Genomic DNA, 19,182 nt, shown 5'->3' with positions numbered 1-19,182 from the left:
TTTGGCAAACTAAAAGGGCCGCCCGATGTGGTGCGGCCCTCAGAGATTTAAGGAGGTGGCTCTGGTTAGATGCTCACCAATTCAGAAGATTTCTGCCCGAGGGCTGCCTCAGGTAATCCCCCTCCGAACTGTCCCGACACCGTTCTCCATGATCCCATTAGACACAAGAGCACCTCCTTTCTGATGTTTCGATAGCAACAGATTCGCACAGAAATGCCATATGTCAAAACAAAATCATGTGGTGCGGGCAGTAAGTGACCCCACGATGATGCGGAAAGGCAAAAGTGCCACCAAAGCAAGCGACAGTTTCACCAGCCAGTCAGCAACGCCCAGCGAGACCCAAAGCGGCACAACAGGACCGGCGCCCAGCAGGGGCAGGGCTTCGTTCGCCCAGGACACGTCATTGCCGGGCTCCAGCCCGGTCAGGCCGGCCGAGAAGGCGATAGTGAAAAAGATCGCAGTATCCAGCGAGCTGCCGACTAGGGTCGATGCCAGGGGCGCGCGCCACCAGCGGCCCTCGCGCAGGCGGTTGAAGACCGAGATATCCACCAGCTGCGCGGTCAGGAAAGCCAGACCCGAGCCGATGGCGATCCGCAGCGTCACGGCGGGATAGGTGTAGCCATCGCCTTGCAGCATGATCTGGGTGCCGATCAGCGAGCAGATGACGCCAACGACGAACCCGGCCACAACGACTTTGCGCGCGGGGCCCACGCCATAGACGCGGTTCATAACATCGGTCACCAGAAAGGCGATCGGATAGGTAAAGGCGCCCCAGGTCAGCCATTGGCCGAAAAGGAACTGAACAAGGATGTTCGAGGCCACAACAACGATGGCCATGGCAATGATGCCAGGAATATGGGTGCGGTTCATTATTTTGATCCGTTTTTACATGGTAGCGGCGACATGGTTCCCGACCATCGGGAACGGGCGGCGTTTAGTCCTGATTCCCCTGTTTGGCAAGGGTTTTCGGCAAAACATACTCGACAATCGTGTTGGGCAGCAGGCTTAGAAAATTGTTGTCGGCGACCATGGTCAGACGAATTTGGCCCAGATCATCGCGCCAGACGGCCAGGCCCTCAAGGTTGCCATGCTGCCGTTCGCGCGTGCGCAGCACCAGTCGTTCATCGGCCAAACCCTGGGCGGTCACAATGAACGAGCGCACCTGACTGGCGAACCCCAGCCCTTTGAAATGACGCTCTAAAACATACAGTCGCCCGTCCGGGCCCAGATCTGCGCCGACGGGCAGAAACCCCTTGGCCCGTGGAAAGGTTGCCCAATCGCTCCAGCCGTTTTGATCCAAGCGAAAAACGGGGATGCGGCGGCTGCGGGTCCAGACCCGTTCGGGGATAGCGTAAAGCACGCCGCGCGCGCCCACTGCCAAAGCCTCGAGCCCGCCATTCGACGGCATGTTCTGAAACGCGGTGTGACGCGGCATTGGAATGGGGCGGGTCTGTCCAGCGGGATAACGCAACACGCGATGGGTCGCTTCGAAACTGATGAACATGTCGCCTTGGGGGCCGATGGCCAGCCCTTCGGCGTCATTGGCCGTCCCGCTCAGCCGCCGGCCATTTCGGTCCAGAAAAGAAATCGCTGGGCCGGTGGTAACGCTGAGCGCGCCGTTCTGGCGGCTCAAATGCCCGCGCACAAGGCGCCCCCGGTCCGAAATCAGCACCATCTGGCGCCCGTCCGGCCCCAACTCTAACCCTGAATAGCCTCCCAACCGCCCCGGATCCGAAGGCAAGTCGACCGAGCCAACATACAGCGCCTGCCCGGATGGCAAATGCCCAAAGGACATTGCCGCGATGACGGCCAGAACGGCCGCTATCGCGACTGCACGACCGAAACGCATTGGCTGGGCAGGTCGCTCATTGTCAGTTCACGGCGGGGCTTGGGTTTGGGCGCATTCGGATTGGGCGGCGGAGGGTTCAGGATATCATGCACCCATTTTTCGGCGTCCTTGCAACCGTCCCCAGCCGGCGGAGCCTTCTGGTTCACGCAGTTCGACGCACCCTTGGGGCAGTTCAGACGGACGTGGAAATGATAGTGGTGCCCCCACCACGGCCGGATTTTCCGCAACCAGGACCGATCGCCCTTTTCGTCATTGCACATTTTCACCTTGGCGCCGGGGAAGACGAAAATCCGGGCAACGCGCGGATCTTGCGCCGCTGCCTTAAGGATCTCGTGATGCTGGCGGGTCCATTGGTCATTCACGTAGGCGCCATTTGCACGGCGCAGAGAAATCGAAGAGATGTTCTCGCGCTCTGCCGGTGTCAGGTCCAATCGTTTGGGTGGCAACATCCAGATGTCGATATCCATTCCAATTTGGTGGCTACGGTGCCCGGTCAGCATCGGGCCTCCACGTGGCTGACTGATGTCACCGATATATAGCCCCTTCCATCCCGGTTGCTGGGCCGCTTTGGCAGACAGATCACGGATGAAATCGATGGTTTCGGGATAGCCCCAGTTGCGGTTGCGGCTTAGCCGCATCGCTTGCCAGGTCGGACCGGTTTCCGGCAGGGCGACACCCCCGGCCAGACAGCCCTTGGCGTAACCGCCATGCGGTTCGGCATTCTGATCCGAACCATGCTCGTGCGCGCCGAACAACTGCTTGGCAGCAACACCCTGCATCGAATGCGGGATGGATTGCTTTGTCGAAAGCTGGCGTTCCTGCGTCGGCGTCGCCGTACAGGATGCCAGCAACAAGGCGGCGGCAATCAGGCGGATGTTTCGGACCATGTGGCGCGATCTCCTTCGGGTTTGACCCAGCGTAGCAAGATCAACCCCAGAAGGAAAAGCACGATCAGCGGGGAAACGCCAATTCGTGCGCTTTGCGTCATCACCGTCACCGTCCCGATCAGCATTGGCGCGATAAAGGCGGTCGCCCGTCCGGACAGACCATAGAGCCCAAAGCTTTCGGTCGGGTTATCCGGATCAGTGTGGCGCACCATCAGCGAACGGCTGGCCGCTTGCAGCACGCCGCCCATCCCACCAATCAGGGCCCCGCAGACAAAGAAAATCTTGTCCGGCAGGCTTGAACCATCGGGCAACGGAATGCCGAAAATCTGTGACCGGTCCATGCTGACGATGGTGATACAGACCAGGATCAACACCCAGATTGCGCATTTGATCACCGGTTTGGGGCCAAAGGCACGGTCGGCCTTGCCTCCGATCCAGCTGAACACAGCAGCAGACAGACCGCCTACGATGCCGAACACCCCGATCGAGACCAGCTCCCAGTTCAGCACCAGCTTGGCATAGGTGCCGCCAAAGCCATAAAGACCGTTCAGCGCGTCACGATACAGCATGGACGAGCCCAGATAGCTGGACAGGCTGACACGTTTCTTCAGCCCACGCACCGATTGGCCCAGTTTGCCAAGCGCAGTGCTTAAGCTGGCGCGGGATCCGGTCGTTTTGGGGTCTTTGACCCACATGAAATAGGGGATCATGAACACCAGATACCAAAGCGCGGTGAAGGGGCCCGCGATACGCGTCCCCTCTTTTTGGTCGGCATTCAGCCCAAAGGCCGGGTCCAGCCCGATCAGCGTTTTCCCATTAGGCTGCTCGACAAACAAAGCCAAAAGGATGGCCAATGCGACCAGCCCCCCAACGTATCCAAAGGCAAAGCCCGACCCCGAAATGTTTCCGACGTCATCCTTGTTGCCTAATCCCGGCAACTGAGAATTCACAAAGATCAATGCGTATTCCGCACCGATAAAACCGAACGCAAACAGCACCAGCATCATCAGCATATTCGAGCCATCCGGGTTAGCCAGCCAAAGCCCCGCCGCCCCAAGGATGTACATAGCCGAAAACCCAAAAATCCAGGGAATGCGCCTGCCTGCCGTGTCGGCCAAGGCCCCGATCAATGGTGCCCCCAGCCCGATGATCAGCCCCGAAAACGTCAGCCCCATCGACCAAAGGCTTTGCGCCTGCGCATCTGCAGCAGTTTCGCTAAGACCTTGGGATATATAGTACTCGGCCGCGATGCCGGCAAAAAAAGGTCCGAAGATAAAGGTGACAAGCACCGTGTGGTACGGCTGACTGGCCCAATCAAAAAAGAACCATCCCCATATGCGCTTGCTCATGACGTCTCCGTCCCCCTAAGTCCTTTTTTCTTATGACAGGCGCTATGTAACGCTGGCAAGTCAATCCTGCTGGAATGCCTATTTGTCATCTTGCATGGGAGGCCAGGGGCGCAATGCTTCGGCTTCGATCCACTTGGCAATCCAGTCTGGGATTTTGACGTCGGGCTCTTTGCCCATGATGTCTTTGGCCACTTGAGCGGGCGGCACGATCCCGTTCTTGCTGGTCACCGCAGAGCGATAGACGATGTGGTTGGCGCATTCACCGTCCTTTCGCCACATGGACTGCTCGATATAGATGAACTTTTCATCCCAGCACACCGCACGCGACCGCATTTCCACGACATCAAACACCCGAATGCGGCGGCGATAGCGCACGCAAGCTCCGGCCATGGTCATACCCCAGCGGTTGCGCTTCATCGCGCCCAATAATCCCGCCCGTTGGGCTAGGACCATCCGCCCCAGATCATACAGGGTCAGTGTGCGGCCGTTGTTCAGTTCCATCCACAAATCGATGTCCCAGGGCATGCACATGTGGTGCGACACGTGCGTGCCATCGAATGGCAGGGCCGGAGCCTTGCGGAACTTGATGAACTCTTTGACGAAACGCAGGACAGGGTACATGGCGGGCTCCTTTGTATCCCGGATGCGCCCGTGTTCGGGCAAGGTCAACCGAAACGGCGCGTCAACGCTTGCCCTTGGCGGTCCAAGTGCTTACCTGTGGGGCGATCAACCAAGAGGGCCCCCGCCAATGATGTCTTTGTTTCAAATCCTGATGCTTATTCTGGACGTTGTCTGGTTCTTCATTCTTGCCCATGTGATCATGAGCTGGTTGATCAGTTTTCAGGTACTGAACCTTGGACAGCAGTTCGTTGCGCAAATCTGGTACGGGCTGAATCGCATCCTTGAGCCGCTCTATGGCCCCATTCGCCGCATACTGCCCCCGATGGGCGGTCTGGACCTGGCGCCGCTGGTCGTTCTGCTGGGCGTTTATGCGTTGCGGATCATTCTGGTCAACAACATCTCGGCCTTCTACTGATCCGGGACTTGTCCCACTACCTATAGTGTGGGAAAACCTCTGTCAGAGCAGATATAGCCGCGCAGAGAAAAATGACGCACGCCCACCAGATCCTTCGGGACGTATTTGGATTCGATGATTTCCGCCAAGGTCAGGCCGAGGTGGTCGAGGCCGTCGCCGCAGGTCAGCACGTACTGGCGATCATGCCCACGGGCGGCGGCAAATCGCTGTGTTTCCAACTGCCTGCGCTGATGCGAGAGGGCATAACGGTCGTTATCTCGCCGTTGATCGCACTGATGCGCGACCAGGTTCGCGCCCTGCGCGAGGCAGGGGTCGAGGCCGGGGCCCTGACCAGCGGCAACACCCCCGAGGAAACCGATGCCGTTTGGGACGCGATCGAGGCGGGCACTCTGAAACTGCTCTATATCGCGCCCGAACGTCTGTCCGCGGGCTCCGCGTTGGGCATGCTGCAACGGATCAACGTATCGCTGATCGCCGTGGACGAGGCCCACTGCGTCAGCCAGTGGGGCCATGATTTCCGGCCCGATTACCTGCGGATCGGAGAGTTGCGCCGCACGTTGAACGTCCCGCTCGCCGCCTTTACCGCCACCGCCGACGCTGAAACCAGGGCCGAGATCGTCACACGCCTGTTTGACGACCAGTCACCTCAGACCTTTTTGCGCGGGTTCGACCGGCCCAACATCCACATGGCTTTCAGTGCCAAGAACAGCCCGCGTCAGCAGATTCTGAATTTCGCCGCCGCCCGCAAAGGGCAATCCGGCATCGTCTATTGTGGCACCCGCGCGAAAACGGAATCCTTAGCCAAGGCCCTGCGCGAGTCCGGTCACGCTGCCTGCCACTATCACGGCGGGATGGACCCGGACGACCGGCGCCATGCCGAAACCCGCTTTCAGCAAGAGGACGGATTGATCGTCGTGGCCACCGTGGCCTTCGGGATGGGCGTCGATAAACCCGATATCCGCTGGGTCGCCCACGCGGATTTGCCCAAATCCATCGAGGCGTATTATCAGGAAATCGGCCGTGCTGGCCGGGACGGGGCGCCTGCTGAAACGCTTACCCTGTTCGGCCCCGAGGATGTCCGGCTGCGCCGCGCTCAGATTGACGAAGGCCTGGCCCCGCCCGAACGCCGCGCTGCGGATCATTGCCGCCTGAACGCCCTGCTGGGTCTGGCCGAAGCCCTGAAATGCCGCCGCGCGACCCTGCTGTCCTATTTTGGCGAGACCCAGGTCAGCTGCGGAAATTGCGACCTGTGCGACACCCCCCCCGAAGTATTCGACGCCACTCAACCCGTCCGCATGGCTTTGTCAGCGATCTTACGCACCGAGGAATGGTACGGTTCAGGCCACCTGATCGACATCCTACTGGGCAATCTGACAGATCGCGTTCGCGAAAAAGGTCACGACACCCTGCCAACATTCGGCGTCGGTCGCGAATATGACAAACGCCAATGGCAAGCAATTTTCCGTCAAATGCTGGGCCACGACCTTGTCCGTCCCAACCCCGAACGACACGGGGCCTTACATATGACCGAAACCGCTCGTCCCATCCTGCGTGGCGAAGCCGAGATTGAACTGCGTAAGGACTCGTTGAAAAACGCGGGGCGCCGGCCCGCTGTCAAAGCTCTGGTCAGCGACGAAGACGCCCCCTTGCTGTCCGCGTTCAAGGCCAAACGCCGCGCCCTGGCCGAGGCCGCGAATGTGCCGGCATATGTGATCTTCAACGACCGAACCCTGATCGAAATGGCCGAAAAACGCCCCGGAAACATGGACGAAATGGCCCATATCAGCGGCGTCGGCGCGAAGAAACTCGAACGGTACGGCCAGATGTTTCTGCAAGTCATCACCGGCGCGAACGAAGAACTGCACCCCCAACGCATGCGTCTGGCCGGGCGTGACGCCGGGCCGCTGTATGATCGCTTGCTCGAGGTGCAGGCCGATTTGGCGCGTGGTGAAGACGGGCTGGAAAAACCTCTCAGCTGCTCGGCGTCTTTGTTGGCGAAAGTTGCGCAGCTGCGCCCCACGGATGTGGGCGCGATGACGCGGCTATTGGGTGACCGCCGCGCGGACCGATTTGGCGCGGCCTTTCTGGACGTTCTACGGGAAGCCGGTTAGAAAAATTCTAAACCGAAGGAGCCAGCATGCTGATAGTCGTATCCCCCGCTAAAAAAATGGATATGAAGGCCGTGGAGGCCGCCCCCACTCAGCCTGCCTTCGCTGACCGCGCTGAAGAACTGGCCACAATCGCGCGCGACCTGAGTGTCGGCGATTTGCAGAAGCTTATGCATATCAGCGAGAACCTGGCGAAGCTGAACGCCGACCGGTTCCGCAATTTCGGCGAGATGGAGCGCAAACCAGCCGCGCTGGCCTTTGCAGGGGACACATATATTGGGCTTGATGCTGCCTCGCTTGACCCTGACGAAATGACCTGGGCGCAGGACCATTTTCGGATTTTATCCGGTCTTTACGGAGTGTTGCGCCCAATGGACGAAATCCAGCCCTATCGGCTGGAAATGGGCAGTCGGCTGAAAAACCCCCACGGTCGAAACCTGTACGACTTCTGGGGCACGCAGATCGCCGATGCCTTGGCCAAACAAGCGCAACAACTGGGCACAGACGTGTTGATCAACTGCGCCAGCCAGGAATATTTCGGCGCTGTCGACCTGAACGCCCTGGGCTTGCGCGTCATCACACCCGTGTTCATGGAGGAAAAGCCGGATGGCCCCAAGATCGTAAGCTTTTTCGCCAAACGCGCACGCGGCGCAATGGCCCGCTTCATCATTCAACGCCGTTTAACTGACCCCGCATCTCTGAAAGATTTCGACATCGGCGGTTACCAGTTCCGGCAGGACATGTCCGAAGCGGACAAGCTTGTGTTTGTTCGTCCGGTTCAACTTGCCGAAGCGGGCTGATCTTTTGGAGAAATCGGCGGGCGGGTGCCTTCGGGCTGATGCTGCGCCAGAATGTGCAAAATTTCGGTCTTCCGCAGTGGTTTGGTCAAGTAGTGATCCAGGCCCGCCCCCAAAATATCCACGCCATCGCCATCCATTGCATGCGCTGTCATTGCGATGATCGGCGCGTGGCCGCCCTTGGACTTTTCGATCGAGCGGATGGCGCGGGTCGCCTCTTTTCCGTCCATGCCAGGCATTGAAATATCCATAAAAACGACATCCGGCTTCAGATCTTCGAAAAGCTCAACCGCTTCATGTCCATTCTCGGCGAAGTGCAGGTCAATATCCGCATTTTTCAGCATCTTGGTCAGAACCAAGCGGTTGGTCCGGTTGTCCTCGGCTGCAAGGACGCACATACGACGCTGACCAGAGTCCGCTTGCGCGACAACCGCCGGCTCGGAAGGTTCTGCCGGAGGGTCGGGCGCGGCTGGTGTCGTTGTGTCAAGCTGCGCCCCTAATTCCCGAAGCCGCGCGAAGAGTTCACGCCGCGGTGTCGGCTTGGTCATGATGGCCTGAATGTATTTCTTGCCCTTTTCCATCTCGGCATAGGTCGAGTTTGCGCTGAACAGCAAAATCGGCACATCATTGCCGCGTTGGCGGATCTTCTTGGCCAGCGCGATGCCATCCATGCTGGGCATATTGTGGTCGGTCATGACCACGTCAAACCCCTCATCCAGTCGCTCCAGGGCCTCGGCCCCCGAAGAACAGCATACTGTTTCTATCCCCAAAATCTCCATCTGGCGCGCCAGAACCTCTTGATTGATCGTCAGATCGTCAACAACCAGGACCCTCTTCAATTGTTCGGGTAAAACCGGAGCGATTTCCGTCATGTTTTCGCTGGCTGGCAGGGTGATGCGGAACCCAAAACTGGATCCGACACCCTCATCAGAATCGACCCAAATCTGGCCTTTCATCAGGTGTATCAGGCGCTGCGTGATCGCCAGACCCAACCCGGTTCCTTCAAATTTTCGGTTCTTTTCGTCTTCAACCTGATTAAACTCGCCGAAAATGTGATCAACCTTGTGGCTGGGAATGCCAATACCCGTGTCCTCGACCGTGATGTGAATATGCGTGCTGGGCGTGTCGCTGGGCTGGAAGCCCACGATGCGTACCATGACATGCCCGGTTTCGGTGAACTTGACCGCATTGCCCACCAGGTTGGTCAACACCTGACGTATCCGGCCGGGATCGCCTTCGAACATCGTCGGCAGGAACAGGTCATAGTCGATAAGCAGATCGATCCCCTTGTCGCGCGCCAACGGTTGCAGCAGCATCATCACCTCATGGATGCACCGCTCCAAATCGAAGGCTTCGTTGTGCAGCACCAACTTATTTGCCTCGATTTTCGAGTAATCGAGGACATCGTTGATGATGACCAACAGCGCCTCGGCCGAGTTTTTGATCGTGTTGACAAAAAGTTGCTGTTCGTCCGTCAAAGAGGTGTCCGACAAAAGCTCGGACATACCGACGACACCGTTCATCGGGGTGCGGATTTCGTGGCTCATGTTGGCCAGGAACGCGGATTTCGCGCGCGAAGCCGCTTCGGCCTTTTCCCGGGCAACGGTCAGCTCTTCTTCGTAGCGGACCGTATCCGTGATATCGAGCGCAAGGCTGACCACATCGCCCGCCGGGCCACGTTGATCCAGAAGCTTGATATATGTGTCATTCCAAAGCCTTAGAATAACAGGAGGGGGCGAGGGGGCGTTCCACCTCTGTTGCATCATCGCACGCCAGTTTGCCGGATCGTAGTCACCTATATTTACGATCCCCTCTTCGGTCAGCAACTGCAGGATGCGGGCGTATTGAACGCCTGGGATGACCTCTTCCAAACCGTCGAAATGAGACAGATAGGCATGGTTGGCGCCGATCATCTGGCTGTCCGCATCAAAAAAGGCGAAGCCGTCCTGGATCGTTTCGATGGAGTGCCACAGGCGACGTTCGGCAATTTCGACCTTTTCATGCGCGATGGTCAGGTCGGATTTCACCTGTTGGTTTTCATTCCTGAAATTTTCAACCTGCGCCCGCGTTTCGACGATTTCCTCGGACAAGACCTTGGCCTGGCGTCCCAGTTTCTGGTTCGCTGCAAAAAGTTCGGCTTGCTTCAGCTCCAGCAGGCGTTCAGCTGCCAGCCTGGCTCGCCTTTCCTCTGCCAGTTTTTGCGCAAGACTCATCCTTTAACCCAATCCGCTCAGAATCGCTTGGCTCTGACCTTGGGCGATGGGTCGTGAAAATCCGCTTAACAATCGTGATAAGCTTGTGATGTTCCCGTGCTTGATTTCGCGCGCACAGCCATGCCACGATCTGCTCATAGTTTAAGGAGAGTATTGATGCGCCAATTTCTGATCGCCGCTGTGACGGCCGTTTTCAGCATGGCCTCTGGTCTGGCTGCGGATGTGATCCCAGACAAGCGGTTGATCGTCAGTCGAGACATGGATTTCTATGGCGCTGACGTCGCGCAGCTGTTCGATACGACTTACAAGGCCTGTGTGAACCTGTGCCTTTCCAATGACGACTGCAAGGCGTTCACCTTTAACGGAAAATCCAACGCCTGCTTTGCCAAAAGCGAAATCAGCGAGCGCCAACCATACGAGGGCGCATGGTCTGCGCAGGTGGTGCTGAACGACGCCAAGATCATCGCACTGGGGCAAAAGCGGGCCCCGGACCTTGGTTTTGTCGGGGCCTCGGACATGAGCAAGGCGACCGATTTGGCACAGCGGATCGGGGGGATGCACCCCTCGGGAGATTACGAACCTCAGGCCATGCTGGACGCCGCACGCGCGCGTCGTGCTGACCAGGATTGGCTGAATGCCATGCTGTGGACGGGCGCCGCGATCACACAGCTGGATCGCAGCGATTTGTGGGCTGAATACGGGCGCAGTGCCTTGTTGATCGACACCAACAAAAGCTCGGACAAGCGCAAATACGCTGACCGGGCGCGCTATGCCTCGATCAATGCCTATCTGAGGGCCGAAACCGTCGCCCAACAGGTCAGCGCCCTGCAGGTCATGGCCGACGCGATGGAGCGCAGCCGCCGGGGCCGTGACATGATCCATGCCCTGCGTCTGGCGCAAGATCTGCAGCCCAACCGTGCCGATATCGACGACGCGCTGGAAAAGGCGATCGGCAAGTACGGCTTTCGTATCACCGAACATACGGTCGAAAGCGACCTGGCCAACCCGCGCGTCTGCGCCGAATTCTCAGAGCCGCTGGTCACAAAGGGCATCGATTACGCCACCTACCTGCGTCTTCCCACCACCGATATGGCGGTCGAGGCCAGCGGCAATCAGATCTGCCTGACCGGCGTGGATCACGGCAACCGCTATCGCATCTCGTTCCGCAAAGGCCTGCCCGCCAAAAGCGGCGAGACGCTGATCAAGGATGTCGAGTTGAACTTCTACGTCCGCGATCGTTCGCCCAGTGTCAGCTTTCCGGGGCGTGGATATGTTCTGCCGCGCAGCACGGACGCGGGTCTGCCCATCGAAACCGTCAACCTGACCGAGGTCGACCTAACCCTACGCCGTGTCAGCGACCGCAACCTCTTGCGCGCCATTCAGGACAGCTATTTCGGGCGCCCCCTGTCAACATGGGAAGAGCAGGAATTTTCCTCGGAAATTGCCGAAGACATTTGGACCGGCAAAGGCGAAGTGCAGATGGAGCTGAACCGCGACATGACCACCCGCCTGCCGATGGGCGAAGTCATCGCGGATCTGCCCGCCGGTATCTATGCCCTGACCGCCAACCAACCGAATGCGGACCCCTATGACAACGCTGGCGCGACGCAATGGTTCGTCCTGTCCGATCTTGGCATCAGCAGCTTGTCCGGCGTGGACGGGATGCACGTGTTTGTTCGCTCGCTTGGCTCGGCCAGTGCCGAACAGGGCGTCACCGTCTCGCTTCTGTCCAATGCCAACAGGGTGCTGGGCACCGCTGAAACGGATGCGAATGGCTATGCCCATTTCACCTCTGGCCTGACCCGCGGCACCGGTGGTGCCTCGCCTGCCCTGCTGGTGGTCGAAAAGGGGGACGAGGATATCGCCTTTCTTTCGCTGCGCGAGCCCGGTTTTGATCTGTCTGACCGCGGCGTCGAAGGCCGCGAGCCCAGCCCTCCGATTGACGTTTTCCTGACCACGGACCGCGGCGCCTACCGCGCCGGAGAAACGGTCTTTGCCACCGTGCTGACCCGTGACGGCGTTGCCAAGGCACTAAACGATTTGCCTGTCACCGCCATCCTGACCCGCCCCGACGGGGTGGAGTATGCCCGGCACCTGTCGGTGCAGGACGCAGCGGGGGGACATGTGTTCCAGATGCCGCTGGGCCCCACCGTGCCGCGTGGCACCTGGCGCCTTGCCATCAAAGCCGACGTAGACGCAGCGCCGCTGACCACCGCCAAGTTCCTGGTCGAAGATTTCTTGCCCGAACGCATCGACTTTGACGTCGATTTGCCCGACGGCCCGATCAAGCTGGCTACCGCCCCGGACATGCTAATCAACGCGCGGTACCTGTTCGGTGCCCCCGGTGCAGGCCTGCGGACCGAGGCTTTGATCAAACTGTCCGGCACTGACACATTGGAGGGTTTTCCCGGCTATCGCTTTGGTCGCTATGACACTCGTTTCAGTCCGCGCACCGACTATGTCGACGGCGGCGAGACGGACGCCGCGGGCAAAGCCTCGATCCCATTCGAGGTCGGCAGTCTGGAAGAAGCCGACGGCCCGCTGACCGCGCGGATTACCGTGAGCATGTACGAAGGCTCGGGCCGTCCGGTTCAGCGCGAGCTGACCCGCGTACTGACCCCGATGAAACCGCTGATCGGGATCAAGCCACTGTTCGATGACGTGGTCCCCGAAGGTACTGAGGCCGCGCTGAATATCCTTGCGCTGGACCAGAACCTGGCTGCCACTGGCATGAACGTCCGCTGGACAATCAACCGGGTTGAACGTCGCTATCAGTGGTACCAACAATACGGCGAATGGAACTGGGAGCCGATCACCACCCGCAAGCGCGTCGCCACAGGGGACGTCACGCTCAGTGAGAGCCCAACGCAAGTATCGGCGCCGGTCGACTGGGGACGCTACGAATTGGTAGTGGAAAACCTGGATGATCCCTCGGTTTCTGCATCAACAAGTTTCTATGCAGGCTGGTACGCACCTGCAGATGTCAGCGCGACCCCCGACACCCTGGCCCTGTCGCTGGACCGCCGGGACTATAAGTCGGGCGACACAGCCACGCTGAAGATCGTGCCACGCTATGCGGGCACCGCCTTGATCACTGTCATGTCCAACCGCGTCATCGCGATGAAGACGGTCGCGGTTTCCAAGGGCGAGAACGCGATTCCGCTGGAGGTCACCGATGAATGGGGCGCTGGCGCTTATGTCACTGCCTCGGTCATCCGGCCGATGGACGTGGCAGCCGGCCAGAACCCCGCGCGCGCCATGGGTCTGTCCTATGCCAAGATCGATCCTGCGGAAAAACAGCTGTCGGTCAGCTTTGATGCCCCGGCCGAGGCCGACCCGCGTGGCACTTTGCGTGCCGCTGTTCAGGTGGATGGCGTCAGCCAAGGCGACACGGCCTATGTCACCGTGGCGGCTGTGGACCTTGGGATCCTGAACCTGACAGGCTTCAAATCACCCGACCCGTCTGCGCATTATTTCGGCCAACGCCGATTGGGCGTAGAAATCCGTGATGTCTATGGCCGCCTGATCAACGGGATGAATGGCGCGATGGGACAGGTTCGCTCGGGCGGGGACGCGGGCGCGGGTGGACGGTTCCAATCGCCCCCCCCGACAGAAGAGCTGGTCGCCTTTTTCAGTGGTCCGGTGCAGGTCGGCCCCGATGGGCGCGCTGAACTGGAGTTCAACATGCCCGCCTTCAACGGCACCGTGCGCCTGATGGCCGTCGCCTGGTCGGACACCGCCGTGGGTCAGGCCGATGCCGATGTACTGGTCCGAGATCCCGTCGTTGTCACCGCCAGCTTGCCGCGCTTCCTTGCGCCCGGTGACGAAAGTCGCTTGCTGCTTGAGATCGTCCACGCCACCGGCCCCGCAGGCCGAATGGGGCTGGACGTGACCGCCGACGGTGTCGCCCTGACGCAAGGCCCGTCGGGCGTGACACTAGCCGACAAGGGCAAGGCGGAACTGACCATGCCCATTCGCGCCGACAAGGTTGGGGATCATGCGATACGTATTGCGTTGACCACGCCGGACGGACGCCAGTTGCTGAAAGAGCTGACCATCCCTGTGCGCCGCAACGATCCCGCCGTGTCGAGCACTCAGCGCTTCCAGCTGGCCGCAGGTCAGACCTTTACCCTGGATGACAACGTGTTCGCGGGGATGCTGCCGGGCACTGGGCTGGCAACTTTTACCGCCGGCCCGCTGGCACAACTGAACGCACCCGCGCTGCTGGCCTCGCTGGACCGCTACCCCTATGGCTGCACCGAGCAAGTAACCAGTGGCGCCATGCCGTTGCTGTATCTGTCCTCGGTCGCTCAGGCGATGGGACTGGGCGGCAAATACGACGTGGACAAGCGCATTGATCAGGCGATCGAGCGTATCCTAACCCGCCAGGCCAGCAACGGAGCCTTCGGCCTGTGGCGCGCGGAATCGGGGGATTTCTGGCTGGATAGCTATGTCACTGATTTCCTTTCCCGTGCACGCATGGCCGGGCACGAGGTTCCCGATCTGGCCTTCCGTCTGGCAATGGACAACCTGCGAAACCGTCTGAACTATGCCGCTGATTTTGACATGGGAGGCCGCGATGTTGCCTATGCGCTGATGGTGCTGGCCCGCGAGGGTGCGGCCTCGATGTCCGATCTGCGCTATTATGCCGATGTCAAAGGCGGCAGTTTCGATACCCCTCTGGCCGCGGCACAGGTGGGTGCCGCGCTGGCCTCGTACGGGGATCAGACCCGCGCAGACACCATGTTCAACCGCGCCGCCAGCCTGATCAAACCGATGCAGGAACGCGGCGCGAATGTCTGGCGAGATGACTACGGCACCAACCTGCGGGATGCCGCAGCAGTGCTGACCCTGGCCGTGGAATCAGGCAGCAATGCCGTAGATGCCGTCGCACTTGCAGGGCGCATCGGCAGCGTACAACGCAGCCTGTCCACGCAGGAAAGCGTTTGGGCGCTGATGGCGGCCCATGCGATGGTCACCGATCCGGGCGTTTCGGGGCTGGAAATTGACGGTGCCCCGGCGACCGGTCCGCTGGTGCGTATGCTTGAGGATCGGGTAATGGCTACGCCCGCCAAAATCCGCAACACGCGCGGCCAGCCGGTGCAGATCACCCTGACCATGACCGGCGTTCCCGAGGTGCCCGAAGCCGCGGGCGGGTATGGCTATGGTATCGAACGCAGCTTCTACACCCCCGAAGGCCAGCCGCTGGCGTTGGATCAGGTGCAAACCGGGCAGCGGGTCGTGGTGGTGCTGACGGTGTCGCCCTTCGAAAAGGGTGGTGCGCGCCTGATGGTGAACGATCCCCTGCCCGCCGGGTTCGAGATCGACAACCCGCGCTTGCTGCGCTCGGGTGATATCCGCGAGATGGACTGGTTGGAAACAGTCTGGGCCGAGAACACCGAGTTCCGCACTGACCGCTTCCTAGCGGCTGTGGACTGGCGCTCGGACAAACCGTTCCGACTGGCCTATGTGGTGCGTGCGATCTCGCCCGGGGTCTTCCACCACCCGGCAGCCACAGTCGAGGATATGTACCGCCCGCAATACCATGCCCGCACGGACACCGGCCGCGTGAGCGTGCAATGAAACGACTCGCGCCATTTGCGATGATCGCGGCCCTGCTGGGCGGGGCCGCGGCACGCGATGCGGTGGATGACTGGGTCGCGCGAACCGAATTACCTGTCACCGCCGTGCAGCATTCAACCGAGGTCCGCGATCGCAATGGCGACCTTTTGCGCGTCTATACGGTTGCGGATGGTTTGTGGCGCCTGCCGGTGTCGCTGGATCAAGTGGACCCTAAGTTCATCGATATGCTGATCGCCTATGAGGATCACCGTTTCGCCCGTCACAAGGGCGTTGATCCCGTGGCGGCTGCCCGCGCGGCGCTGCAAGCGTTGGGCAATGGACGTGTAATCTCGGGCGGATCCACGCTGACGATGCAGGTCGCGCGCTTGCTCGAGGACGGAACCACCGGCCGATGGGCGGGCAAGCTGCGCCAAGTGCGTGTCGCCCTAGCGCTGGAGCGGCGCCTGTCCAAACCCGAAATCCTGTCGCTCTATCTGTCGCTGGCCCCCTATGGTGGCAATATCGAGGGTATTCGCGCTGCCTCGCTTACTTATTTCGGCAAAGAACCCAAGCGTCTGACCACAGCCGAGGCCAGTCTTTTGGTTGCCCTGCCCCAAGCCCCCGAAGCCCGCCGGCCCGATCGCCACCACCCGCGGGCCGTGCAGGCGCAGCAGCGCGTACTGAACCGTATGGTTGAGGCTGGCGTCATCTCGGACGAGGCTTGGGCCGCGGCGCTTTCGGACCCCCTGCCCTCCGCACGCCGACCCTTTCCCGCGCTGGCGCCTCACCTTACCGATGCTAAACGCAGCGAAACCCCCGAGAGCCAGCGCCTGCATCTGACCCTGGATGCCACGATCCAGGCCAGCCTTGAGTCTCTGGCCACCGATACCTTGCGCCATCAGCAGGACGAGCTGTCCATTGCCATTCTGGCCGCTGAGGTAAAAACCGGGCGGATCATCGCCTCGGTCGGATCCAAGGGCTATGCGCCTGGCCGCGGTCAGGGCTTTGTGGACATGACCCGCGCCCTGCGCTCGCCCGGCTCGACACTGAAACCGCTGGTTTATGCTATGGCCTTTGATCAGGGGCTGGCCCATCCCGAGACACTGATCGACGACCGCCCCGTAAGCTTTGGCCGCTATAGCCCGCAAAACTTCGACGGCCGATTTCGGGGTGAGTTGAAGATCGCGGACGCCCTGCGCCAGTCACTGAATATTCCCGTGGTGCTGCTGACGGACGAGATCGGCCCACAGCGTCTGGTCGGAGCCTTGCGCCGCGCGGGCACCACACCCGTTATTCCCGGAGGCAAACCGGGGCTGGCGGTGTCGCTGGGTGGCGTGGGCATTACCCTGCGTGACCTGGTGCAACTCTATGCCGGGCTGGCCAACGGGGGGCAGGCGGTGGCTCTGCATTCCAGCGCCGAACCCACCCACGGACCTCAGATCGTCAGCCGCGCCGCCGCATGGCAGGTGGGGCATATCCTGTCTGGAATGACGCCACCTCCGGGTGCACCGTCGGGGCGGTTGGCTTATAAAACCGGCACCTCGTATGGGCACCGCGATGCCTGGGCGATCGGGTTTGACGGGGCGCATGTGATCGGCGTGTGGATCGGTCGGCCCGATGGCACCCCCGTCCCCGGCGCTTTCGGAGGTGACACGGCCGCCCCCGTGCTGTTCGACGCCTTTCAGCGCCTAAAGCCCGAGCTTGAGATTCTGCCGCCCCCACCCCCCGAGACCTTGTTGGTTAACGCAGCCTTGCTGCCGCAACCGTTAAAGCGGTTCAGCGGGCGTAACGCGGTGTTTCAGCCGGACAGCGACGCGCCCAAGCTGGCCTTTCCGCCCAATGGCGCGCGCCTGACGCTGACCGACACTGGCGTGGTGGTGAAACTGCGGGACGGGGCGCCGCCCTTTACGGTGCTGGCCAATGGCGCACCCGTTTTGACCGGAAACCGCGCCCGCGAGGTCGCTTTGCCCGGCGTTGGCAAGGGCTTTGTGACCCTGTCGGTGATCGACGCCAAGGGCCGTTCGGACCGGGTAAATATCCGTGTAGACTAGAAAAAAGGGGCAAGATTTCCCTCGCCCCTTTCGCAATTCTGACCGCTGGCCTTACAGGCGCTCGATCGCGATGGCGATGCCCTGACCGCCACCGATGCACATGGTGATCAGCGCTTTGGAACCGCCGATCCGCTCCAGCTCATACAGAGCTTTGACGGTGATCAGCGCGCCAGTGGCACCGATGGGATGACCCAGTGCGATGGCGCCGCCGTTGGGGTTCACCTTCGCGGTGTCCAGACCCAGGCCGTTGTTAACGGCAATGGCTTGGGCGGCGAAGGCCTCGTTGGATTCGATCACATCGAAATCGCTGATGGACAGGCCCGTTTTGGTCAGCAGGTTTTCCACCGCGGGGATCGGGCCGATGCCCATGACCTCGGGGCGGACACCGGCATGTGCGTAGCCCAGAATGCGCGCCTTGGGTTTCAATCCGGCCTTTTCGGCAGCGTCGGCACGGGCAAGCACCAGCGCAGCAGCACCATCGTTCAGCCCCGAGGCATTCCCGGCGGTCACAGTGCCGTCTTTCTTGAAGGCAGGGCGCAGTTTGGCCAGACCTTCGGGCGTGGTGCCCTTGGGGTGCTCGTCAGTGGTGAACTCGACCATCTGGCGCTTGACCTTGACCTCGACCGGAACGATCTGGCTGGTGAAATGACCGGCCTCGATCGCGGCGGCGGCACGGTTCTGGCTTTCCAGCGCAAAGGCATCCATCTGCTCGCGGGTCACATCGTTTTCCGAGGCGACATTTTCCGCGGTCACACCCATATGGCCGGTGCCGAACGGACAGTTCAGTGCGCCCAGCATCATGTCGACGGTGCGGATATCACCCATCTTCTGACCCCAGCGCTGGTCTTGAATGATATAGGGCGAACGGCTCATGTTTTCGGCACCGCCGGCGACGGCGAAATCTGCATCACCCAGCATCAGCGATTGGGTGGCCGAAACGATGGCCTGAGCGCCGGACCCGCACAGACGGTTCACATTCATCGCGGGGGCGGTGTCGGGAATGCCAGCCTCGATCGCGGCGACTCGCGACAGGTACATGTCACGCGGCTCGGTGTTGATCACGTGGCCAAAGACAACATGACCGATCTGCCCGCCTTCGACACCGGCACGCGCCAGGGCCTCTTTGGTGACGATTGCGCCAAGTTGCGTCGGGGCGACACCGGCCAGCGAGCCGCCGAAAGTGCCAATCGCGGTCCGTACGCCATCCAAAATCACGATATCCGTCATGGGTTCTCCCTTTCGTGCTGGAAATCGCGATGAGCCTACTGGATGCTGCGCTGCAACGAAAGAGGTTTCCAGCGGTTCGGTCCGAACGTCATTTGCGCTCAGG

At 60.7% G+C, this 19,182-nt stretch carries 12 protein-coding genes; 5 read left to right on the top strand and 7 right to left on the bottom strand.

All coding sequences use genetic code 11. The annotated features are described in order from the left end of the window. Window positions 1–234: 234 nt before the first annotated feature. The 5 genes from ACOQOQ_RS05640 to ACOQOQ_RS05620 all read right to left on the bottom strand — a co-directional run bounded on the left by ACOQOQ_RS05640 (window position 235) and on the right by ACOQOQ_RS05620 (window position 4,706). Window positions 235–870: a queuosine precursor transporter gene (locus ACOQOQ_RS05640; RefSeq protein WP_420569159.1), complete on the bottom strand. Its 636-nt coding sequence runs from the start codon at window positions 868–870 to the stop codon at window positions 235–237. 64 nt (window positions 871–934) lie between these two features. Continuing rightward, a complete protein-coding gene (locus ACOQOQ_RS05635) occupies window positions 935–1,849 on the bottom strand; it encodes an esterase-like activity of phytase family protein (RefSeq protein ID WP_420569158.1) in 915 nt (304 codons plus the stop codon). Then, on the bottom strand, window positions 1,822–2,736 hold the full coding sequence (gene mepA, locus ACOQOQ_RS05630) for a penicillin-insensitive murein endopeptidase (protein WP_420569157.1): 915 nt from the start codon (window positions 2,734–2,736) through the stop codon (window positions 1,822–1,824). The genes ACOQOQ_RS05635 and mepA overlap by 28 nt, the downstream gene beginning before the upstream one ends. Further along, window positions 2,715–4,085 (bottom strand): MFS transporter, encoded by a 1,371-nt coding sequence (locus ACOQOQ_RS05625; protein ID WP_420569156.1) that lies wholly within the window; start codon window positions 4,083–4,085, stop codon window positions 2,715–2,717. Before ACOQOQ_RS05625 ends, mepA begins: the two co-directional genes overlap by 22 nt. A 78-nt stretch (window positions 4,086–4,163) precedes the next feature. Continuing rightward, a complete protein-coding gene (locus tag ACOQOQ_RS05620; protein ID WP_420569155.1) occupies window positions 4,164–4,706 on the bottom strand; it encodes an acyl-CoA thioesterase in 543 nt (180 codons plus the stop codon). A gap of 127 nt (window positions 4,707–4,833) precedes the next feature. On the opposite strand from ACOQOQ_RS05620, the gene ACOQOQ_RS05615 reads away from it, so the two are divergent. The 3 genes from ACOQOQ_RS05615 to yaaA all read left to right on the top strand — a co-directional run bounded on the left by ACOQOQ_RS05615 (window position 4,834) and on the right by yaaA (window position 8,029). Further along, window positions 4,834–5,121 carry a YggT family protein gene (locus tag ACOQOQ_RS05615; protein ID WP_420569154.1) on the top strand — a complete coding sequence of 96 codons (288 nt, stop codon included), beginning with the start codon at window positions 4,834–4,836 and terminating at the stop codon, window positions 5,119–5,121. 71 nt (window positions 5,122–5,192) lie between these two features. Next, window positions 5,193–7,232 (top strand): DNA helicase RecQ, encoded by a 2,040-nt coding sequence (recQ, locus tag ACOQOQ_RS05610; protein WP_420569153.1) that lies wholly within the window; start codon window positions 5,193–5,195, stop codon window positions 7,230–7,232. A gap of 26 nt (window positions 7,233–7,258) precedes the next feature. Continuing rightward, on the top strand, window positions 7,259–8,029 hold the full coding sequence (gene yaaA, locus ACOQOQ_RS05605) for a peroxide stress protein YaaA (protein ID WP_420569152.1): 771 nt from the start codon (window positions 7,259–7,261) through the stop codon (window positions 8,027–8,029). Here the strand turns inward: yaaA and ACOQOQ_RS05600 are convergent. Beyond that, window positions 8,008–10,239, bottom strand: coding sequence for a response regulator (locus tag ACOQOQ_RS05600; RefSeq protein ID WP_420569151.1), 2,232 nt, complete (start codon window positions 10,237–10,239; stop codon window positions 8,008–8,010). The genes yaaA and ACOQOQ_RS05600 overlap by 22 nt on opposite strands. A 156-nt stretch (window positions 10,240–10,395) precedes the next feature. On the opposite strand from ACOQOQ_RS05600, the gene ACOQOQ_RS05595 reads away from it, so the two are divergent. Both ACOQOQ_RS05595 and pbpC read left to right on the top strand, forming a co-directional pair. Further along, on the top strand, window positions 10,396–15,822 hold the full coding sequence (locus tag ACOQOQ_RS05595; RefSeq protein WP_420569150.1) for an alpha-2-macroglobulin family protein: 5,427 nt from the start codon (window positions 10,396–10,398) through the stop codon (window positions 15,820–15,822). After that, window positions 15,819–17,852, top strand: coding sequence for a penicillin-binding protein 1C (gene pbpC, locus ACOQOQ_RS05590; protein WP_420569149.1), 2,034 nt, complete (start codon window positions 15,819–15,821; stop codon window positions 17,850–17,852). Before ACOQOQ_RS05595 ends, pbpC begins: the two co-directional genes overlap by 4 nt. A gap of 51 nt (window positions 17,853–17,903) precedes the next feature. Here pbpC and ACOQOQ_RS05585 read toward each other — a convergent pair whose 3' ends face one another. Continuing rightward, complete coding sequence (locus ACOQOQ_RS05585) at window positions 17,904–19,079, bottom strand: acetyl-CoA C-acyltransferase family protein (protein ID WP_420569148.1); 1,176 nt, start codon at window positions 19,077–19,079, stop codon at window positions 17,904–17,906. Between the last annotated feature and the right edge of the window lie 103 nt (window positions 19,080–19,182).

This window comes from Thalassovita sp., assembly GCF_965218685.1.
Classification (GTDB): Bacteria; Pseudomonadota; Alphaproteobacteria; order Rhodobacterales; family Rhodobacteraceae; genus Thalassobius.
This window is presented reverse-complemented; position numbering and strand designations above follow the sequence as displayed.

Bases quoted from the DNA above. Each gene is read 5' to 3' on its own strand.
- recQ (WP_420569153.1), top strand. From the start codon at position 5,193: ATGACGCACGCCCACCAGATCCTTCGGGACGTATTTGGATTCGATGAT.
- ACOQOQ_RS05595 (WP_420569150.1), top strand. From the start codon at position 10,396: ATGCGCCAATTTCTGATCGCCGCTGTGACGGCCGTTTTCAGCATGGCC.
- ACOQOQ_RS05620 (WP_420569155.1), bottom strand. From the start codon at position 4,706: ATGTACCCTGTCCTGCGTTTCGTCAAAGAGTTCATCAAGTTCCGCAAG.
- ACOQOQ_RS05615 (WP_420569154.1), top strand. From the start codon at position 4,834: ATGATGTCTTTGTTTCAAATCCTGATGCTTATTCTGGACGTTGTCTGG.
- mepA (WP_420569157.1), bottom strand. From the start codon at position 2,736: ATGGTCCGAAACATCCGCCTGATTGCCGCCGCCTTGTTGCTGGCATCC.
- ACOQOQ_RS05640 (WP_420569159.1), bottom strand. From the start codon at position 870: ATGAACCGCACCCATATTCCTGGCATCATTGCCATGGCCATCGTTGTT.
- ACOQOQ_RS05585 (WP_420569148.1), bottom strand. From the start codon at position 19,079: ATGACGGATATCGTGATTTTGGATGGCGTACGGACCGCGATTGGCACT.
- ACOQOQ_RS05625 (WP_420569156.1), bottom strand. From the start codon at position 4,085: ATGAGCAAGCGCATATGGGGATGGTTCTTTTTTGATTGGGCCAGTCAG.
- ACOQOQ_RS05600 (WP_420569151.1), bottom strand. From the start codon at position 10,239: ATGAGTCTTGCGCAAAAACTGGCAGAGGAAAGGCGAGCCAGGCTGGCA.
- yaaA (WP_420569152.1), top strand. From the start codon at position 7,259: ATGCTGATAGTCGTATCCCCCGCTAAAAAAATGGATATGAAGGCCGTG.
- ACOQOQ_RS05635 (WP_420569158.1), bottom strand. From the start codon at position 1,849: ATGCGTTTCGGTCGTGCAGTCGCGATAGCGGCCGTTCTGGCCGTCATC.
- pbpC (WP_420569149.1), top strand. From the start codon at position 15,819: ATGAAACGACTCGCGCCATTTGCGATGATCGCGGCCCTGCTGGGCGGG.